This is a genomic window from Mesorhizobium sp. M0276 (assembly GCF_040321755.1).
Classification (GTDB): domain Bacteria; phylum Pseudomonadota; class Alphaproteobacteria; order Rhizobiales; family Rhizobiaceae; genus Mesorhizobium.
This window is the reverse complement of the sequence record NZ_JAMYSC010000026.1, coordinates 21,167-39,157: the sequence shown is the minus strand read 5'-3', so window position 1 is coordinate 39,157 and position 17,991 is coordinate 21,167. Positions and strand designations below refer to the sequence as shown.

The window sequence follows — 17,991 nt, the reverse complement described above, 5'->3', positions numbered from 1 at the left end:
AATGAAGCACGTTGACCTGCAAAGCCCGGTATCCTTCCGCGCAAACGTCACTCGCCTGCCGCAGAAGGGTCTGCCAGTGGTCATCGAGGCCGATGCCGCACAGCGTGCAGCGCTGGCCGAGGAGCACGGGCTGATTTCGGTCGAATCCTATCGCGCCGAGATTCTGGTGGCGTCATGGAAGCGCAATGGCGTGAAGGTCAGCGGCCGCGTCGAAGCTGACATCACCCAGGCCTGTATCGTCACGCTCGAGCCTGTCGAGGCGCATATCGACGAACCGGTCGAAGCGCTGTTGCTGCCTGAGGACTCCAAGCTTGGACGGCAGGGTTTCGAGGGTGGCGGCGAGATCCTGCTCGACGCCGAAGGCCCTGACAGTCCCGAAACGTTTTCCGGTGACACGATCGATGTCGGGGCACTTGCCGAACAGTACTTCGGACTGGCCATCGACCCTTATCCGCGCAAGCAGGGTGCCTCGCTGGCGGCCGGCAGCGAGACCGAACCGGCGGAGAATGAATTTCAGCAAAAACTGCGATCCTTGCTGGGAAAATCCTGAAAACCTCGCCCGTGACGGAAAAGCCGGTTGTGCGGCAGCCCAAAACCGTTATTTTCGCCGAACCTTCGCGGTCGCTGAAGCGACCTGCCGCCTAACCGTGAGATAAATACCGCGTGATCAGGATTTCCATCGATGCCATGGGCGGCGATCACGGACCAGCCGTGGTCATTCCGGCGCTCATGACCGTCGCGACCCGCCGTCCCGACATCCGCTTCGTCATCTTCGGGCGTGAGGAGGTCGTGCGCCCGGAACTCGCCAAATTTCCGAAGCTCGCCGCGGTCACCGAGTTCTTCCATTGCGAGGTGGCGGTCAGAATGGACGACAAGCCGAGCCAGGCGCTGCGCCAGGGCCGCTGGAAGTCGTCGATGTGGAAGGCGGTCGAAGCGGTCAAGGCCGGCACGGCGGACGCCTGCATTTCCGCCGGCAACACCGGCGCGCTGATGGCGATGTCGAAATTCTGCCTGCGCACCATGGCCACCATCGATCGCCCGGCGATCGCGGCCCTGTGGCCGACATTGCGGGGCGAAAGCGTGGTGTTGGACGTTGGCGCCACCATCGGCGCCGATGCGCACCAGCTGATCGACTTTGCCATTCTGGGCACCGGCATGGCGCGCTCGGTCTTCGGCGTCGCCAGGCCGACCGTTGGCCTGCTCAATGTCGGGGTTGAGGAGATCAAGGGCCAGGAAGAGGTCAAGGAGGCCGGGCGCATGCTGCGCGAAGCCAACATGGCCTCGATGAACTATCATGGTTTCGTCGAGGGCGACGACATCGGCAAGGGCGTGGTCGACGTTGTCGTCACCGAAGGCTTTGCCGGCAACATCGCGCTGAAAACGGCGGAAGGCACGGTGCGCCAGATCAGTGGTTATCTGCGCGCAGCGATGAGCCGGACGCTGATGGCCAGGATCGGCTACATCTTCGCCAAGGGCGCTTTCGATCGCCTGCGCGAAAAGATGGATGTCGGCCGCTCCAACGGCGGCGTCTTCCTTGGACTGAACGGCATCGTGGTGAAAAGCCACGGTGGTGCCGATTCGGACGGCTTCGCCGCGGCGATCGAGCTTGGCTATGATATGGTGCGCAACAATCTGCTCGATCGCATCGAGGCCGACCTCCACCTGTTCCATGCGCGCAACCCGCATGCCCAGGCAAACAGGAAATCCGACGTCGTTACCGACGCAAAGGAATAGGAAAGAACTTTGATCAGATCAGTCGTGCGCGGCACGGGCGCCGCGCTGCCCCGCAGAATCATGAAGAATGCCGATTTCGAAGGCATGGTCGAAACATCCGACGAGTGGATCGCGCAGCGCACCGGCATTCGCCAGCGCCATATCGCCGGGGATGACGAGACCACGGCTTCGCTCGGTGAGGCGGCGGCGCGCGCAGCACTTGCCGATGCGGGTCTAACGCCTGCCGACATCGATCTGGTCGTGCTGGCGACCTCGACGCCCAACAACACCTTCCCGGCCACCGCTGTCGATATCCAGAACCGGCTCGGCATGCATCACGGCTTTGCCTTCGATCTGCAGGCGGTCTGCTCGGGCTTTGTCTATGCCGTGGCCACCGCCGATCTCTACATCCGCGGCGGCTTCGCCAAGCGCGTCCTGGTCATCGGCTCGGAAACGTTCTCGCGCATCCTCGACTGGAGCGACCGCTCGACCTGCGTGCTGTTCGGCGACGGTGCCGGTGCCATGGTCATGGAAGCCGGCGAGGGGACTGGCGCGATCGCCGACCGTGGCGTCCTGGCGGCCAGCCTGCGCTCGGACGGTACTCACAAGGACAAGCTTTTCGTCGACGGCGGGCCGTCGACCACGGGCACGGTCGGCCACCTCCGCATGGAGGGCCGCGAAGTCTTCAAGCATGCGGTGGGCATGATCACCGACGTCATCGAAGCGACGTTCGCGCAAGCCGGCATTACCGCCGATGACCTCGATTGGTTCGTGCCGCACCAGGCCAATAAACGAATTATTGACGCTTCCGCCAAGAAGCTCGGGATAGCCGAGCAAAAGGTGGTGGTCACGGTCGATTTGCACGGTAACACCTCGGCTGCTTCCGTGCCCTTGGCGCTTTCGGTGGCCGTCGCCGACGGCCGCATCAAGAAGGGCGATCTCGTGCTTCTGGAAGCCATGGGTGGCGGCTTTACCTGGGGTGCGGTCCTGGTTCGCTGGTAAGTGCCAAACGGTCCGGTTTCGGTCCTTGACCTTGCCGGATCAATTACTTAGGCTCTATCGTTGTTGTGCCGAATTTTGTGTTTTGAGCTGATGGGACGGTCGGATGGGGGGAAAGACACTTACGCGCGCCGACCTTGCCGAGGCGGTTTACCGGAAGGTCGGCCTGTCGCGCACTGAATCGGCCGAACTCGTCGAAGCGGTGCTGGACGAAATCTGCGAGGCGATCGTCCGTGGCGAGACGGTGAAGCTGTCGTCCTTCGCGACGTTCCACGTTCGCTCCAAGAACGAGCGCATCGGCCGCAATCCGAAGACCGGCGAAGAAGTGCCGATCCTGCCGCGCCGGGTGATGACCTTCAAGTCGTCGAACGTCCTGAAGAACCGTATCTTGCGCTCCCACCAAAGCGGCAAGGCCAAAAGCGGCAAGTAGACCATCGCGCGGTTGAAAACCGCCGCCGCCATGACGCCGGGCTTGAATATTGCTTCATAAACCGCTGAAATGAGACCCGATTCGGCAGGACAAGCCGGATCATCGTCCAGCGTGAGGATTCGCCCATGGACAAGAGCCCCGACGCCTTTCGTACCATCAGCGAGGTCGCTGAGGATCTCGATTTGCCGCAGCATGTGCTGCGCTTCTGGGAAACGCGTTTCACCCAGATCAAGCCGATGAAGCGCGGCGGCGGTCGTCGTTACTATCGGCCGCAGGATGTCGAACTGATCAAGGGCATCCGCCACATGCTCTACGACCAGGGCTATACCATCAAGGGCGTGCAGAAGCTGTTGCGCGAGAACGGCAACCATTTCCTGGTCGCCATCGGCAGTGGCGACATGGCGGCCGTCGAGGCGATCTCGCAGCGAAAGCAGGCCGATCAAGTGCCGTTGACTCCCGCGGCCCAGCCGCGCGGCATGGACGACGAACTGGTTGGCCAGCCGCGCGTCAAACCCAGCCGCCGCTTTTTCGGCCTTGGCAAGAGCGACGAGGACGGTCCGGTGCAGCCGGACGCGTCGAAACTCTCGCGCGACAATCGCGCGCTGCTGCAGGAAGCGCTGTTCGACCTTCTGGAATGCAAGCGCCTGCTTGACCAGGTGCGCTAAAGCAGTTCCAGGAGAAGTGTGAAACGGTTTTCCCGGGAAAAGCGCATAGCGCTTTCCCTTGGAAATTGCGTAAAAACAAAGAGATAGAGCTGCCCGAAGCGATATCGATATTTCGAAAACCGGAACCCGTCTTCCGATGAGGCGTTACGCTTCCTTCTAAACGTGAAGGAAACACATCATGGCATCATCTTCGACCCTCTCTGGCATGGATATCGACAGACAGGTCGCGGCTCTGACCAAGGAATTGGCCAGCCTGAGAAAGGCAGTGGCCAAGCGAGGCGGTGCCTACTACGAGGACGGTCGCGATGCCGCGCTCGACACCTATTCCGATCTTGCCGAACGTCTGCGCGATGCCATGCCGGCAATCCGCAAACGGGGCAGAGTGATCGAGAAGTCGGCCCGCGATCATCCGGCGGTAGCCGCTGCGGTCGGCCTTGTGGTGGTTGGCCTCGTCGCCAGCCTGCTGTTCAGCCGGCGCTGAGGAGTAGGCCCGGTCATTCGGATGCTGAAGATCCCCGACGCTGTCGTTCGACGAAATCGACGCGCCCGCATCGTGTCGCGCCGCAGTGCCAAGAGGAGACCAGCCTTGAACAAGTAGCCAAGGCCGGTCTTCTGGTTGGCATGCTTAGTAGGCCTTCCTCATCATCTTCTTCATGTGGTGGTGATGAACGTGATGGCGGCGATGCATCCCATAGTGGCAAACAGGGTGGTGGTGGTGACGATGATGGTGATGCCGATGATGTCTTGCCATCGGGGCCGCATCCGCGCTCGTTGCGCCGATCACCGGCACCGTGAAAGCAAGTGCAACTGCAAGCCCGAGGGCAGAGAGAAGGGACTTCTTCATGGATCGTTTCCTTTTTAGCAGGTCATCGGGTCGGTGATCCGATCGCTGCGAATGGGATTACGCCCCTGAATTTTTTCGTCAGTATCTCCCGATTGTAGAATCTTGTTTCCGGACTGTTTCTGCGCAATCCAGGGCCGCCGCCGTCATCATCGCCAGGGCCGAAACGCCGCGCCTCGCAGGCGGCTGGTTCACGATCCCGTGACGGTCCGTTTGGCTCTTGGCAAATCGCTGGCGAGCGGGCATCTTCCCGGTCGTCTCAGGCAACACTCCTCATTTGATCAAACCTTTCAGTCATGGAGTTGCCAATGCCCCATAATGCAAAAAGCGAAGCCCGCCCCGAATCGGCAATCAACGGGAGCGGGCCTGATTACAGCACCCTCAGAGCGATGCGGGAGGCCCGCGGCTACAGCGTGGAAAAGCTTTCCCTGACGTGCGGTCTGGCGGTCGACGAGATTGAGGATATCGAGAGCGGCAAGGTGACCGATCCGTTGAAGCTGCGTCGTATTGTGTCCGCGCTTCGACTTCCCCAGGAGGCCCTGATCACTCCGGCCGTGCCAACGCCGGCCGCGCAAGGCCGATCCCTGTCATAATCTGCACCAGGTGTTCCAAGAACCCGCCAAGGCCTCCTTGGCGGGTTCTTTGTACCTGCCGCTGCATTCGCTTCAGTCTGGGGCTTGCCGATTTGTGTGTCGCGCGTGTTCATACGCGCGGCGGCCAAAATCCGCTGGAAGTCACTCTGCCATTCATCAACTTTTGAATCATGGATTTTGACGATGAGCCTGGAATCCGTTCGTGCCTTCTTCGCCACCCGCGCACCCGACATCGATGTCATCGTCACGGAAGCGAGTTCGGCGACGGTGACCTTGGCGGCGGAGGCGCATGGCGTGCTGCCGGCACAGATCGCCAAGACGATCTGCCTGCGCGTCGGCGATCGCACCATGCTGGTGGTGACCAGCGGTATCGCCAGGCTGGACAACCGCAAGTTCAAGGACCAGTTCGGCGGCAAGCCGCGCATGCTCGACGCCGCCGAGGTTGTCGAAGCGACGAGCCATCCGGTCGGCGGCGTCTGCCCGTTCGGCCTGCCGGCGCCACTGCCGACCTTCTGTGATGTATCGCTGCGCGAATTCGACGAGGTCGTGCCAGCCGCAGGCGCCACCAATGCCGCGGTGCGAATCGCGCTACAGCGCATGATCGATCTCACTGGTGCTGAGTGGGTCGATGTCTGCCAAGGGTAGGTCAGGCCCGGTATTGCAGGGCTCGCCGGCAGCCGCGATCGTACCGGCATGATAGGCGCCGAATTTCGGTTGACCCGACCGGGGTTATCACGATACATCGCGACCGGTCCGGAGTGTAGCGCAGCCCGGTAGCGCACTTGACTGGGGGTCAAGGGGTCGTCGGTTCGAATCCGGCCACTCCGACCATTTTGAGGCAGGACTTCCCCCGAGTCCGCATTGGCTGGAAATCCAGCCAGATCAGGTTCCAATCTTTAGCTTCTTGCTTGTACCGACGCAGGCCGCAACAGTCGCTGATGGCGATACTCCAGTGCAATCGCGCCCCATATCAGGCCGAGCAGCAGGTAGACGTGGCGCCAGTGGTCGATGTCGATGAAGGTGCCGAGCCCGATGTTGCCGATGAAGGCGACATAGGCGCACAGGAGATAGGGCTGCCACGGCCGGTCGCGCAGCAGGATGCGGAAGCCAGCTGATATCGTCCATAAGACGAGCGCAAGGAACGACACGAAGCCGAGCCAGCCATAGTCCATCAGCATCTTCAGCCAGATGTCGTGGGTGTCCTCGCCAAAAATCTTGCCGAAGACCAGCGGGCCGATGCCGAACGGATGCTCCATCGCCATCTGGAAGCCGATCCCGTAGCGGGCGAAACGGCCGAGGCGGGCGGTGTCGTAGCTCTGCTCGAGATGGGCGCGGTTGGAGAACATTTCCGACACGCCGGGCAGTTGCAGGATGACGATCATGGCGACGACCAGCAGTGCCAGCGCGGCGATCGTCATCACCACCACGCGCAGCCGGAATATGCCGCTGGCGCTCTGCAGGAACAGGCAGCCGGTGAGCAGGACAGCCGAGACGGCGAACATGCCCCAGGCGCCGCGCGAGAAGGAAAAGAAGATGCCCGCCGTGATGATCAGCAGCGGCACTGCCAACAGCGGCATACGTGTGACCGGTCCGGTCAACAGCAGATAGAGCAGATAGATGCCGGGCAGCACCAGGAATGGTCCGAACACGTTTGGATCCTGGAAAGCGCCGGCGGCGCGGTCGTATTTGGTGAACATCTCCGCGCCCGGAAAGGCGTGGAAATAGCCGGCAATGCCAAGCAGCGAGGTTATCACCGCCGACACGACATAGGCGACGAAGATCAGCCGGTAGAGGCTGGGTTGCACCGCCGTCACCGAGGCGAAAAACACGGCGGTGAAGGCAAGAAACAGCGAGACGGCGAGATAGAGCGGCGTATTGGCGAGATCCGACATCTGCGTCATCGACATCATGCCGCCGATGTTCATCGTCACCAGCAGCATCAGGAGCGGCATTGCCGCACGCGACACCCTGAGGCCGAACAGGGCCCAGATGGCGATCAGCCCCGCCATGTAGAGCTCGTAGGGCGCCGGTTCGCTGATGACGAAGCCGGACAGGAATATGCCGAGGAAGACCGCCCATGAGGAGATTAGTGCGATCAGCTTGGCGTTGACCGCCGCGCGCGGCAAATCATGGCTGATCGCGCTCAATAGGCGTTTTCCGTGTTGAGCAGCCGGACCGGCGTCAGGAACAGGATGCGCAAGTCGAACAGCAGTGACCAGTTCTCGATGTAATAGAGGTCGTACTCCGTCCGCATGCGGATCTTCTCGTTGGTGTCCATCTCGCCGCGCCAGCCATTGATCTGCGCCCAGCCGGTGACACCGGGCTTGACCTTATGGCGCGCGAAATAGCCGTCGACCACTTCGTTGTAGAACAGGTTGTGCGACTGCGCCGCGATGGCATGCGGGCGCGGACCGACAAGCGACAGCGAACCCAAGAGCGAGTTGAAGAACTGCGGCAACTCGTCGATCGAGGTCTTGCGGATGAAGCGGCCGATGCGGGTGACGCGCGGGTCGTTCTTGGTCACCGTCTGCTTGGCGGTCGGGTCGGCCTTGTCCGTATACATCGAACGGAACTTGTAGACCTCGATGATCTCGTTGTTGAAGCCGTGCCGCTTCTGGTGGAACAGCACCGGCCCCTTGCTGTCCAGCTTGATGGCGATGGCGGTCGCCAGCATCACCGGCGAGAACACGACGATGCCGATGAGACTGAAGACGATATCGAAGGCGCGCTTGGCGACCGAATCCCAGTCGTTGATCGGCTTGTCGAAAATATCGAGCATCGGCACCGAGCCGATGTAGGAATAAGCGCGCGGGCGAAATTGCAGTGCGTTGGAATGCGCCGACAGCCGGATGTCGACCGGCAGCACCCATAGTTTCTTCAGCAGCTGCAACACGCGCGACTCCGCGGTCAGCGGCAGCGACACGATCAGCATGTCGATGCGGGCGATGCGGGCGAATTCGATCAGTTCCGAGATGGTGCCGAGCTTCGGATAGCCGGCGACGATGGGCGGCGAGCGCTTGTCCCCGCGATCGTCGAAGATGCCGCAGATGCGGATGTCGTTGTAAGGCTGCTTTTCGACCGAACGGATCAGGATTTCCGCCGCCTTGCCGCCGCCGACGATCACGGCGCGCCGCTCCATGCGACCATCGCGCGCCCAGCGCCGGATCAACTTCGACATCACCAGCCTGAGGCCGAAGATGAGAACGAAACCGATGACGAACCAGCTGCCGAACAAAAGGCGCGAATAGTCTTGCGCCATCTTCATGGCGAACGCGGTCAACGCCATCAGCGCGAAGGCACCAGCCCAGGCCAGCAGGATGCGGCTGAAATTAGCGATCGGCCGCATCAGCGAAACAACCTGGTAGCAGTCGGTAACGTCGAGCAGAACCACGGCCAGGAAAGACGCGGCGGCGATCGTCAGCGGATACTGCCAGGCGAGATAATTGAAGAACCCGACAAAATGGAAATAGACGGCGAGCCCAGACAGCAGCAGCAAGCCGAATTCGACCATGCGCAGGACGCCGCTGACCATGATCGGCGACATCGTATCGCGCCTGTACTGCGTAGCGACCTGGCGGGCGACATCGTTCATGCCGATGGGAGTATCGCCATCGGCCGGGCCGTCGAATTTACGCACCGCCTCTGCTGAAAAGCGGCGCGCGGGGTCGATCTCGTTCATGGGGCTTTCCGCAGGCTTCCCGACGGTGAATAGCAAAAGAGAGCTAAGAAACCCTTGAAACAACCTGTGGTTTTGAAACGGCTATCGGTCGAGCGCGGCGAAGTAGGCCTTTTCGATGTCGGCGGCCATCACATCGGCGCCGAACCGCGCCTTGAGGTTCGCGCCATCGGGCATCAGGTTGATATAGGCAGCAGGGTCGGCCAGCGCTTGGCCTATCTTGTCAGCAAGCTCGATCGGGTCGGGCCGGATCAGCGCAGGGGAACTCGTGCCGAAGATCTCCGGAATGCCGCCGACTGCGGTGGCGACCATCGGTTTTCCCGCGGCAAGCGTTTCCAGGACGATATAGGGCATGGCTTCGGCGCGTGAGGGAACAATGACGAGCCCCGCCAGTGCAAAGGCATCCCTGGCCGGCATCGGCGGCAGGAAGCGGACATGACGCTCAAGCCCCAGGCGTTTTACTTGCACGTGATAGCGCGGCAGGTCGTCGCCGTGTCCGACCATGACCGCGGTCAGCGCGCGGCCGAACTGGGGGCCGGCCAGCGCCAAAGCATCGATAAAGATATCCGGCCCCTTCAGGTCGCGCATCATGCCGATATAGAGCAGATCGGCTGCGTCGGGCTCGGTGATCGCCGGTTCGAATTCTGCGGCGCGCAGACCGTTATAGACAAGGGTGTTGGGAATCGGCGGTTCGCCGACCTTATGGCGATAGGTTCGCCTCTCATAGTCGGAGACAAACAGCAGGCAGTCGGTGAAGCGGGCCATGAAGCGCTCGAGCGCGAAGAACAGCTTTCCGGTGGTCGTGTTCTCGTCATAGTGGAGAGAGCCGCCATGCGGCGAATAGAGGCGGGCTACGCGAGACCTTGATACCCGCAAAAATGAGCCGAACAGACGGGCATAGGCGCCACCCTTGGCGCCGTGCCCGTGCAAAATGTCCGGCCGCAATTCCTTGATGATCCTGTAAGTGCGCCAGGCCGAGGCAAGGTCGCCCGGGCCGACATGGCGCTGCATCGGCGTGCGGTGGATGCCGAGCGCCAGCATGTCCTTCATCTGCGCGAACAGATGTTCCTCGAACTCGCCGCCCGTCGTCGAATCGCAAACGATGCCGACGGAATGGCCGGCGGCGACCTGCGCCTCGGCCAGGTCGCGCACATGGCGGAAAATTCCCCCGACGGGTGAGCGAAAGCAATGGACGATCCTGAGGGTGTCCGCCACGTGGTTCGTCAGAACAGGCGTTCGCGGACGTAGACGGTGTCGCCGGGCAGCAGCGGGTCGGAAGTGACCACGCGGCCGGTCATCACCTTGCCGTTGATGTCGCGGGTGATGTCGACGCTTTCCTGGTTGGCGCGCGGCGTGAATCCGCCGGCAATGGCGATTGCCTTCTGCACCGTCAGGCCGGGGACATAGGAATATTGGCCGCCGGCACCCACTTCGCCCATGACGAAGATCGGCCGGTAGCGATCGATCTCGACCGAAACGTCGGGATCGCGCAGATAGCCTTGCCGCAATTTGTCGGCGATTTGCTTTTCCAACTGCTGCGCGGTGTGGCCACGCGCCGGTATGGCGCCGACAAGCGGGAAGGAGAGGTACCCGGATTGGTCGACGCTGTAGGTGTTGGTCAGCCCGTCCTGCTCGAACACTGTGACGCGGACGCGGTCGCCGGCGCCAAGACGATAGGGCTGATCAAGCACCTCGTGGAAGGCTGCCGGCGTCGGCCGATAGCTGGAACAGCCAGCAAGCATCGACACGGCAAGCAGAGCGCGAAACAGGGGAGCAGTGCTTTTCATGACCGGACAGGTACCTTCGACTTGCCGCTGCGGCGGTCGCAGCAAACATCAGGGATCGGGTTCGTTATCATCCTGTTAGGGTTAATGACCGGTAAAGGGAGGGGCTGACGCATGGCGCATCGGCAAGAGTTTTTGCGTTTTTTGCAGGTTTGTTTTTCACTCGCCAGTAAACCCTAACGGAAACTTACCGTGTTCTTAACGGCTGAGTTACCATAGTTGTTTACGGTGCATCCTGACCCAGTATCGGAGTAGGGATGCATGTCCGTTCAGTCCGCGGCCGCAGATGTCGATGTCGATCTCAGGCAGCTCTTCGCCAGCCTGGCGAGGAACTGGTTGCGCATAGTCGTCGTCGTGCTGTCGGTGACAGGGCTGGCATTCGCTTTCGCTTCGTTGGCAACCCGCCACTACAAGGCCGAGACGCAGGTGGAGATCGCTCCACGCGAATCTGTCTACACGCGGCCGGCCAGCAACAACAATGACACCGACAAGCCTATTCTGGACGAACAGGGCGTCGCCACCCAGGTCCAGATAATTTCCTCCAACGAAATCCTCAAGCAGGTCGCACAAAAGCTTGGTCTGGAAAAATTGCCCGAGTTCGACGACGCGCTCGACATGTCGCCGTTGAGCCGCGCCCTGGTCCTCGTCGGCTTGAAAAGCGATCCGATGGAGATTCCGCCGGAAGAACGCGTCCTTAAGAAAATGCACGAGAAGCTCAACGTCTATGGTGTCGAGAAGACCCGCATCATTGCCATTGAGTTCTCGTCGGAAGATCCCAAGCTCGCGGCCGCCATACCGGACGCCATTGCTGCCGCCTATATAGCGGGGCAAGGGGCGGCAAAGCTCGAATCCAACAACGCCGCTGCTGACTTTCTGGCACCGGAGATCGCCGACCTATCGAAGCAGGTCAAGGACGCCGAGGCCAAGGTCGCCGCCTATCGCTCACAGTCCGATCTTCTGATGGGTGGCAACAATTCGGTGCTGGCCACCCAGCAGCTTTCGGAACTGTCGAGCGAACTGTCGAAAGTGCGCGCCAACCGCGCCGCTGCCGAAGCGACCGCTGACGGTGTGCGCAGGGCGCTGCAGACTGGCGGTTCGCTGGATGCCGTGCCGGAGGTTTTGTCGTCGGACCTGATCCAGCGCTTGCGCGAGCGACAGGTCGAATTGCGCTCCAACATCGCCGATCTGTCGACCACGTTGCTTGGCAATCATCCGCGTATTCGCGCGCTGAAATCGCAACTGGCCGATCTCGACGCGCAGATCCGCAGCGAGGCCCAGAAGATCATGAAAGGCCTGTTGATGCAGGCCGAGACGGCAAAGGCCCGCGAGAACCAGCTTGTCGCCGACGTCAACACGTTGAAGGCGGCTTCGGCGCAAGCCGGCGAACAGCAGGTCGATCTCGACGCGCTGCAGCGCGACGCTACCGCCAAACGGCAGCAGCTCGAGCTGTATCTGGCCAACTATCGCGAAGCGGCTTCGCGCCAAGACCGCAACTATCTGCCGGTCGACGCCCGGATCGCCTCGAAGGCTTCGGTTCCCTCCGAGGCCTATTTCCCGAAGGTCGGACCTATCGTTGGCGCCGCTTTCGCCGCATCGCTGCTGATCATGGCCATCGTCACGCTTCTGCGGGAGCTGTTTTCCGGGCGTGCGATGCGTCCGGCGACCGGTTCCCGCTTCGAACGGATCGATGAGGTCGCGATGCCCCATGTGGCGCAGGCGTCTGACATGGTCGCAATGCCGGTTGTCCGCCAGGAACCCGCCGTCCTCCGGGATCCCGTCCTTCGCCCGGAGATGGGGAACCGCCCGGCTGCGGCGGAGGCCAAGCCCTACGCGACGATGCCCGCCATGGCCGAAGCGCCTGATATGGTCGCAATGGCCGAGGCAGCGGCAGCCAAGCAGACGGCTGTCGAGCCCGAACCGGTGCGTTCGACGCTGGGTGAGATCGACGTTGAGAAGGCTGCCGAAAAGCTGATCGCCAGCGGTGCCGCGCGCGCCATCTTCGTCTCGCCGGAGGGCGACGAGGCCGCCGCGTCCGCGGTCCTGGTAGCACGCGAGGTCGCCGACGCCGGCCTGCGCGTCCTGTTGCTGGATCTCACCGCGTCGGGGGCCGCCTCACGGCCGATGCTGGACAGTGGACTTTTCCCCGGCATCACGAACCTGCTCGCTTCGGAGGCGCAGTTCAGCGACGTCATCCACGCCGATCTCTACTCGGACTGTCACGTCATTCCCGTCGGCACCGCCGATCCGGTCCGCGCCATGCGCGCCGCCGACCGGCTGCCGATCATCATGCAGTCGCTGACAACGGCCTATGATCTGGTCGTGGTCGAATGCGGACCAGCCGACGCGCAAGGCATCAGTCGTCTGACCGGCGATGCCACCGAGGTCTTTCTCTCCATGCTGGAGTCGGACGACGACGTAACACAGGCCGCGGTCAAGCTGATCGAAAGCGGCTATCCCGACCTGACGCTGGTGACGCCGCTCGGCCACGAGCCGCCCGGCAATCCGGTGCCGGGACGGCGCACTGCCGCCTGAAGGAGTTCCTTGGCAAAGGCCGGTCCGGTCGCTATCCCAGTTCCAGCGTCGTCACGCCGAACAATCGTTGCAGGCCGAGCTTCGGGGGCGGGCCCTTGTACATGCGGGTGGTGGTGAAGGTCGGCACAAAACCGGCCGCATTGAGCGCTGCGATAAAGTCCAGTTTGGTGGCTGGAACGTCGATGCTCAGATCGCCGCCCTCGCAGGCACCAGCCAGTCGTTCCAGCAATTGCAGGGCGATTTTCATGTCGTCGGCAAACAACGGACCGATCTTGAATCCGGACCGACACCGCCGCGCTACGCCATAGCCGCTGGTGCCGCGCGAATTGATCGCCGCCAGCCCGTGATGCGGCGCCTGCAGCCATCGCTGCAGGAAGGCACGCCGGGGCGCGGGAAAGCAATGCGCGTCATAGGCGATAATGTCGGGCACGAGCTCAGTCGTCAACAACCGCAGTCCGTCCGCTCTGCCCGATGGGCCCACCTTGCGCCCACTGTAGCGAGTGGTCTCGTAGGCCGGGCTGAAGCCCATGGCCCGGTAATTCGCCTGCTGCTCTGCGACGCCGTCGAGCCCGATGGTGCGGCCGGCAAGCCTTTTCATGCCGGCGTTCCACACCGCCTTGCCGTAGCCTTTGCCGCGCATGTCCGGCCGGCAGATGTAGAGGCCAATGAAGCCGAACTCGATTCCATAGGCCACCGCCGAGATTGCCGCGACCATTTCGTTGCCGACAAAGGCGCCGATGAAGCCTTCGGGATCCGCGGCCTGGAACATCGCCGCGTCTTCAAGGCCCGGATTCCAGCCTTCCGCGGCCGCCCAGTCGACGAGAACAGCCACCTCTTGCAGCGACAGCGTCCGGATGGTCGGCTTCATGGCGCTCACTCCGCAGCGGCTATTCCGGGTGAGAAGGATTTCAGCACACCACGATAGGGCTTGGCCAGCGGGCTTGCATAGGCGCCGCGCTTCGATGTCGACAGGCCGAGCGAGATCAGCGCCTCGGCCTGCTTGAGTGCTGCGCCGACGCCGTCGATAACCGGCAGTTGGAACTCCGCTTGCAGCCGGTGCGCAAGGTCGGCCATGCCGGCGCAGCCGAGCACGATGGCCTCGGCGCGATCCTCCGCGATAGCTCGGGCGATTTCGTCGCGCAGTTTTCCGACCGCGCCAGATGCCGGGTCCTCCAGCGCAAGCACGGATATGTCCGCAGCGCGTACGCGGACGCGTCCCGCCATGCCGTAGCGCTGCACCAGCCCCTCGACAGGTACAAGCGAGCGTTCGGTGGTTGTCACCACGGTGAAGCGCTGGGCAATGAAAGCAGCGATGGAAAGCGCAGCCTCGCAGATACCGATGACTGGGATACCGGCCATGGCGCGTGCCGCATCCAGGCCGGTGTCGTCGAAACAGGCGATGATGGCTGCCTGCGCGCCAGCGCGCTCGCCGGCGGCGATCTCCACCAATAGGCCCGGCACGGCCAGCGCCTCGTCATAATAGCCTTCGATCGATACCGGTCCCATGGACGAAGTGACGGCAACCACTTCCGTCCAGGCGCCGGCGACCGCGCGTGCGGCGGCCGCGATGGTCTCGGTCATGCTCGAGGTCGTGTTTGGGTTCACCACAAGTATCTGCACGGTCACGCTCTCGCCCGGCGGCGGCCGACATAGAGGATGGCGCCCAACGTCGCCAGGATCACCAGGAACGAAAACACCGTGGTCACCGTGCCAAGCGCATAGAGCACGGGCGTCGTGACATTGGTGGTCATGCCATAGATTTCGAGCGGCAGCGTGTTGAAGGTGCCTGAGGTCATCAGCGTACGCGCGAATTCGTCGTAGGACAGCGTGAAGCCGAACAGGCCGACGCCGATCAAGCTCGGCGCGATCATCGGCAGCACGACATGGGCGAAGGTCTGCCAGGAGGTGGCGCCGAGGTCGCGTGCGGCTTCCTCGTAGGCCGGCGAGAAGCGGTTGAAGACTGCAAACATGATCAGTACGCCGAACGGCAAGGTCCAGGTCAGATGCGCGCCGAAAGCGGACGTGTACCAGGCCGGACGAAAGCCGATCTGCTGGAAGACCACGCCGATGCCCAGTGAAATGATGATCGAGGGCACGACGAGGCTGGCGACAGCCAGGTAGAACAGCGCGGTGGCGCCCCGAAATTTCTGGCGGAAGGCGAGGCCCGCCAGCAGTGACACCACGACGGTGACGATCATCACCATGACACCCAGCACGAGCGAGCGCTTGAAGCTGCCGCCGAAATCGCCGACCGCCTGGCGCTCGAATAGATTGGCGAACCAGTGCAGCGACACGCCGTTGAGCGGGAAGGTGAGGCCGCCGGTCTCGCCCTGAAAGGAGAGGATCAGGATCGCTGACAGCGGGCCGTAGAGGAACAACACGAACAGCGTGAAGAAGACCGCCAGCACGTAGAAACCGACAGTGCGTTTTTCGTGGCTCACGTCAGAGCTCCTTGCGAATGTCGACAATGCGCAGGATGCCGGCGACCATCAGCAGCACCAGCACCAGCAGCACCACCGCATTGGCGGCGGCGGCCGGATACTGCAGCAACGACATCTGGTTCTTCATCATCAGCGCGACGGAGGCGCTCTGGCCGCCCGACATCACCTGCACGGTTGAGAAGTCGGCCATGACAAGCGTGACGACGAAGATGGTGCCGATCGCCATGCCCGGCTTGGCCAGCGGAATGATGACGTTCCACAGCACCTGCCAGCCGGACGCGCCCGCGTCGCGCGCGGCCTCGACCAGCGAGCGGTCGATGCGCATCAGCGTGTTGAAGATCGGCGTCACCATGAACAGCGTGTAAAGATGAACCATGGCGAGCACGACCGCGAATTCGGAATAGAGTAACCATTCGATCGGTTTCGGCACCAGCCCCAGATGCACCAGCGTCGAGTTGATCAGCCCGTTGCGGCCGAGCACCGGAATCCATGAGATCATGCGGATGATGTTGGAGGTCAGGAAAGGCACGGTGCAGACCAGGAACAGCACCATCTGCATGGCCGTGGTGCGGATGTGGAAGGCGAGGAAATAGGCGACCCAGAAGCCGATGCACAAGGTCAGCGCCCATACGATGGCGGCGAACTTGATGGTGTTGAGATAGGTCTTCCAGGTAACCCACGAGCCCAGAACGTCGGAATAATTGGTGGTCAGGAAATCCGGATACATGGCGGCGAAGTCGTAATCCCAGAAGGACACGACGACGATCATGATGATGGGCAGAAGCAGGAATGCGCCGAGGATCAGCGCCAGTGGCGCCGATTGGAGATAGGGCGTGACCCCGCCGAACGCGAAGCGTCGTCGTCGGGCTGGTTTCGCGGCGGCGGCAATTGCGGGGCGGTCGAGCGCGACTGTCATTAATGCTCTCGGTGCAGGTTTGTGGTGCGGGCGCTGCGCGCCAATCCCCTTCTCCCAAAGGAGAGAAGGGGAAGAGAAAGGGCGCTGACTAGATCAAGCCGCGATGAACTCGTTCCAGCGCTTCACCATGTAGCGGTCCTCGTCCATGACCGAGTTCCAGCAGGCGACCTTGCCCATGCGTTCCTCGAACGAGCCGCCGTCGCGCACCGCGCCGGCCTTCTCCATGACCGTGCCGTCCGGTGCCTTGATCTCGCCCTTGGCTGGCTTGCCTTCGATCCAGTAGCCCCACTCGTCCTCGGTCATGAATTTTTTGGCCGAGACCATGTTGGCCGAATAGTAGCCCTGGCGGTTGAGATAGCCGCCGACCCAGCCCGACGTGTACCAGTTGATGTACTCGTAAGCAGCGTCGAGCTCAGCGCCCTTGAGGTGGGCGGCAAGACCGAGGCCGCCACCCCATGAGCGGTAGCCTTCCTTGAGCGGCTGGAAGCGGCAGGCGATGCCCTTGGAGCGCACGGCGGCGACGGCGGGTGACCACATCGACTGGATGACGACTTCGCCCGACGCCATCAGATTGACGCTCTCGTCGAAGGACTTCCAGAAGGCGCGGAACTGGCCGGCCTGCTTGGCCTTGATCAGGAAGTCGATCGTTTTGTCGATCTCGTCCTTTGTCATGTTGCCCTTGTCGGCATATTTGATGTTGCCCGTGGCTTCCATGATCATCGCCGCATCCATGATACCGATGGAGGGGATGTTGAGGATTGCAGTCTTGCCCTTGAAGGCCGGGTCCATGATATCGGCCCATGTGGTGATGTCGCGGCCGACGAGGTCGGGGCGGATGCCCAGCGTGTCGGCGTTGTAGATGGTCGGCACCATGGTGAACCAGTTGGTCGGTGCCTTGGCGAAGGTCTTTGAGTCCTGCGCGTCGACATACCCGACCGTGTGCGGCGCCGTGCCCTGCGCGATGACGCTGTCGGGCGTCAGCTTACCGGTTTTGAACAGCGGCACCAGTTCGTCGTAGTACTTCAGTTTGCTGACGTCCATCGGCTGCAGGACGCCGCTCGGGAACACCTTCTTGCAGATCCAGTATTCGATGTCGGCGATGTCGTAACTGTCGGGCTGGGTCACTGCGCGTTGGGCGGCCGCGTCGGAATCTGTTGCCGTCATCTCCAGCGTGATACCGAGATCAGCCTTGCATTTGTCGGCGATGGCGTTGAGATTCGACACGCCGGTGCCGAACTGGCGCAACGTGATGTTGGATTGCGCCCAAATTGTCGGAAAGCCTGATATGGCACCGGAGCCGGCGGCAAGGCCAACGGCAGCGGCACCCGTCTTGAGCAGCGAGCGGCGCGAGATGCCCGCCTTGGTTTGCGTAGTGTTTGTCATCCTATTCCCCTATCTTGT

17 protein-coding genes, 1 tRNA gene and 1 pseudogene are annotated in these 17,991 nt (G+C 62.2%); 10 read left to right on the top strand and 9 right to left on the bottom strand.

What is annotated here, in order from left to right:
• Position 1 precedes the first annotated feature (1 nt).
• The 9 genes from NKJ01_RS20740 to NKJ01_RS20700 all read left to right on the top strand — a co-directional run bounded on the left by NKJ01_RS20740 (position 2) and on the right by NKJ01_RS20700 (position 6,072).
• The gene (locus tag NKJ01_RS20740) at positions 2–550 is read left to right on the top strand and encodes a YceD family protein (RefSeq protein ID WP_352730551.1); all 549 of its coding nucleotides are present in this window, start codon (positions 2–4) and stop codon (positions 548–550) included.
• Between the two features lie 113 nt (positions 551–663).
• Complete coding sequence (gene plsX, locus NKJ01_RS20735) at positions 664–1,734, top strand: phosphate acyltransferase PlsX (protein WP_023759887.1); 1,071 nt, start codon at positions 664–666, stop codon at positions 1,732–1,734.
• Between the two features lie 9 nt (positions 1,735–1,743).
• Positions 1,744–2,715 carry a beta-ketoacyl-ACP synthase III gene (locus NKJ01_RS20730; protein ID WP_352730549.1) on the top strand — a complete coding sequence of 324 codons (972 nt, stop codon included), beginning with the start codon at positions 1,744–1,746 and terminating at the stop codon, positions 2,713–2,715.
• Between the two features lie 103 nt (positions 2,716–2,818).
• A complete protein-coding gene (locus NKJ01_RS20725; protein WP_023759885.1) occupies positions 2,819–3,142 on the top strand; it encodes an integration host factor subunit alpha in 324 nt (107 codons plus the stop codon).
• Positions 3,143–3,267: 125 nt separating this feature from the next.
• Positions 3,268–3,807, top strand: coding sequence for a MerR family transcriptional regulator (locus tag NKJ01_RS20720; RefSeq protein ID WP_023759884.1), 540 nt, complete (start codon positions 3,268–3,270; stop codon positions 3,805–3,807).
• A 178-nt stretch (positions 3,808–3,985) separates the two neighbouring features.
• A complete protein-coding gene (locus NKJ01_RS20715) occupies positions 3,986–4,288 on the top strand; it encodes a hypothetical protein (protein ID WP_023759883.1) in 303 nt (100 codons plus the stop codon).
• A gap of 668 nt (positions 4,289–4,956) precedes the next feature.
• A complete protein-coding gene (locus NKJ01_RS20710) occupies positions 4,957–5,241 on the top strand; it encodes a helix-turn-helix domain-containing protein (RefSeq protein ID WP_023759881.1) in 285 nt (94 codons plus the stop codon).
• Positions 5,242–5,424: 183 nt separating this feature from the next.
• Positions 5,425–5,886, top strand: a complete 462-nt coding sequence (locus tag NKJ01_RS20705; RefSeq protein WP_023759880.1) for a YbaK/EbsC family protein — start codon at positions 5,425–5,427, stop codon at positions 5,884–5,886.
• A gap of 109 nt (positions 5,887–5,995) precedes the next feature.
• Positions 5,996–6,072 (top strand) — tRNA-Pro (locus tag NKJ01_RS20700).
• A gap of 65 nt (positions 6,073–6,137) precedes the next feature.
• Here NKJ01_RS20700 and NKJ01_RS20695 read toward each other — a convergent pair.
• The 4 genes from NKJ01_RS20695 to NKJ01_RS20680 form a co-directional block, all read right to left on the bottom strand.
• The gene (locus tag NKJ01_RS20695; RefSeq protein WP_352730546.1) at positions 6,138–7,388 is read right to left on the bottom strand and encodes an O-antigen ligase family protein; all 1,251 of its coding nucleotides are present in this window, start codon (positions 7,386–7,388) and stop codon (positions 6,138–6,140) included.
• Positions 7,385–8,920: an undecaprenyl-phosphate glucose phosphotransferase gene (locus tag NKJ01_RS20690; RefSeq protein ID WP_352730544.1), complete on the bottom strand. Its 1,536-nt coding sequence runs from the start codon at positions 8,918–8,920 to the stop codon at positions 7,385–7,387. The genes NKJ01_RS20695 and NKJ01_RS20690 overlap by 4 nt, the downstream gene beginning before the upstream one ends.
• Before the next feature lie 81 nt (positions 8,921–9,001).
• Positions 9,002–10,132, bottom strand: coding sequence for a glycosyltransferase family 4 protein (locus NKJ01_RS20685; protein WP_352730542.1), 1,131 nt, complete (start codon positions 10,130–10,132; stop codon positions 9,002–9,004).
• An 8-nt stretch (positions 10,133–10,140) separates the two neighbouring features.
• Positions 10,141–10,704, bottom strand: coding sequence for a polysaccharide biosynthesis/export family protein (locus NKJ01_RS20680; RefSeq protein WP_352730540.1), 564 nt, complete (start codon positions 10,702–10,704; stop codon positions 10,141–10,143).
• Between the two features lie 258 nt (positions 10,705–10,962).
• Here NKJ01_RS20680 and NKJ01_RS20675 point away from each other — a divergent pair, with 258 nt between their 5' ends.
• Positions 10,963–13,233, top strand: a complete 2,271-nt coding sequence (locus tag NKJ01_RS20675) for a GumC family protein (protein ID WP_352730538.1) — start codon at positions 10,963–10,965, stop codon at positions 13,231–13,233.
• A 31-nt stretch (positions 13,234–13,264) separates the two neighbouring features.
• On the opposite strand, the gene NKJ01_RS20670 is transcribed toward NKJ01_RS20675, so the two are convergent.
• The 5 genes and pseudogenes from NKJ01_RS20670 to NKJ01_RS20650 form a co-directional block, all read right to left on the bottom strand.
• Positions 13,265–14,101 carry a GNAT family N-acetyltransferase gene (locus NKJ01_RS20670; RefSeq protein ID WP_352730536.1) on the bottom strand — a complete coding sequence of 279 codons (837 nt, stop codon included), beginning with the start codon at positions 14,099–14,101 and terminating at the stop codon, positions 13,265–13,267.
• A gap of 5 nt (positions 14,102–14,106) precedes the next feature.
• On the bottom strand, positions 14,107–14,853 hold the full coding sequence (locus NKJ01_RS20665; protein ID WP_352730637.1) for an aspartate/glutamate racemase family protein: 747 nt from the start codon (positions 14,851–14,853) through the stop codon (positions 14,107–14,109).
• A 2-nt stretch (positions 14,854–14,855) separates the two neighbouring features.
• Positions 14,856–15,674 carry an ABC transporter permease gene (locus NKJ01_RS20660; protein ID WP_352730534.1) on the bottom strand — a complete coding sequence of 273 codons (819 nt, stop codon included), beginning with the start codon at positions 15,672–15,674 and terminating at the stop codon, positions 14,856–14,858.
• 1 nt (position 15,675) lies between these two features.
• A pseudogene (locus NKJ01_RS20655) lies at positions 15,676–16,503 on the bottom strand (ABC transporter permease); the annotation flags it as partial.
• Positions 16,504–16,683: 180 nt separating this feature from the next.
• On the bottom strand, positions 16,684–17,973 hold the full coding sequence (locus NKJ01_RS20650) for an ABC transporter substrate-binding protein (protein ID WP_023759871.1): 1,290 nt from the start codon (positions 17,971–17,973) through the stop codon (positions 16,684–16,686).
• Positions 17,974–17,991 lie beyond the last annotated feature (18 nt).

What these genes read in the sequence shown, in the direction of transcription:
- NKJ01_RS20710 (WP_023759881.1), top strand. Translation starts at nt 4,957, where the DNA reads ATGCCCCATAATGCAAAAAGCGAAGCCCGCCCCGAATCGGCAATCAAC.
- NKJ01_RS20715 (WP_023759883.1), top strand. Translation starts at nt 3,986, where the DNA reads ATGGCATCATCTTCGACCCTCTCTGGCATGGATATCGACAGACAGGTC.
- NKJ01_RS20690 (WP_352730544.1), bottom strand. Translation starts at nt 8,920, where the DNA reads ATGAACGAGATCGACCCCGCGCGCCGCTTTTCAGCAGAGGCGGTGCGT.
- NKJ01_RS20650 (WP_023759871.1), bottom strand. Translation starts at nt 17,973, where the DNA reads ATGACAAACACTACGCAAACCAAGGCGGGCATCTCGCGCCGCTCGCTG.
- NKJ01_RS20725 (WP_023759885.1), top strand. Translation starts at nt 2,819, where the DNA reads ATGGGGGGAAAGACACTTACGCGCGCCGACCTTGCCGAGGCGGTTTAC.
- NKJ01_RS20670 (WP_352730536.1), bottom strand. Translation starts at nt 14,101, where the DNA reads ATGAAGCCGACCATCCGGACGCTGTCGCTGCAAGAGGTGGCTGTTCTC.
- NKJ01_RS20680 (WP_352730540.1), bottom strand. Translation starts at nt 10,704, where the DNA reads ATGAAAAGCACTGCTCCCCTGTTTCGCGCTCTGCTTGCCGTGTCGATG.
- NKJ01_RS20740 (WP_352730551.1), top strand. Translation starts at nt 2, where the DNA reads ATGAAGCACGTTGACCTGCAAAGCCCGGTATCCTTCCGCGCAAACGTC.
- NKJ01_RS20705 (WP_023759880.1), top strand. Translation starts at nt 5,425, where the DNA reads ATGAGCCTGGAATCCGTTCGTGCCTTCTTCGCCACCCGCGCACCCGAC.
- NKJ01_RS20720 (WP_023759884.1), top strand. Translation starts at nt 3,268, where the DNA reads ATGGACAAGAGCCCCGACGCCTTTCGTACCATCAGCGAGGTCGCTGAG.
- NKJ01_RS20675 (WP_352730538.1), top strand. Translation starts at nt 10,963, where the DNA reads ATGTCCGTTCAGTCCGCGGCCGCAGATGTCGATGTCGATCTCAGGCAG.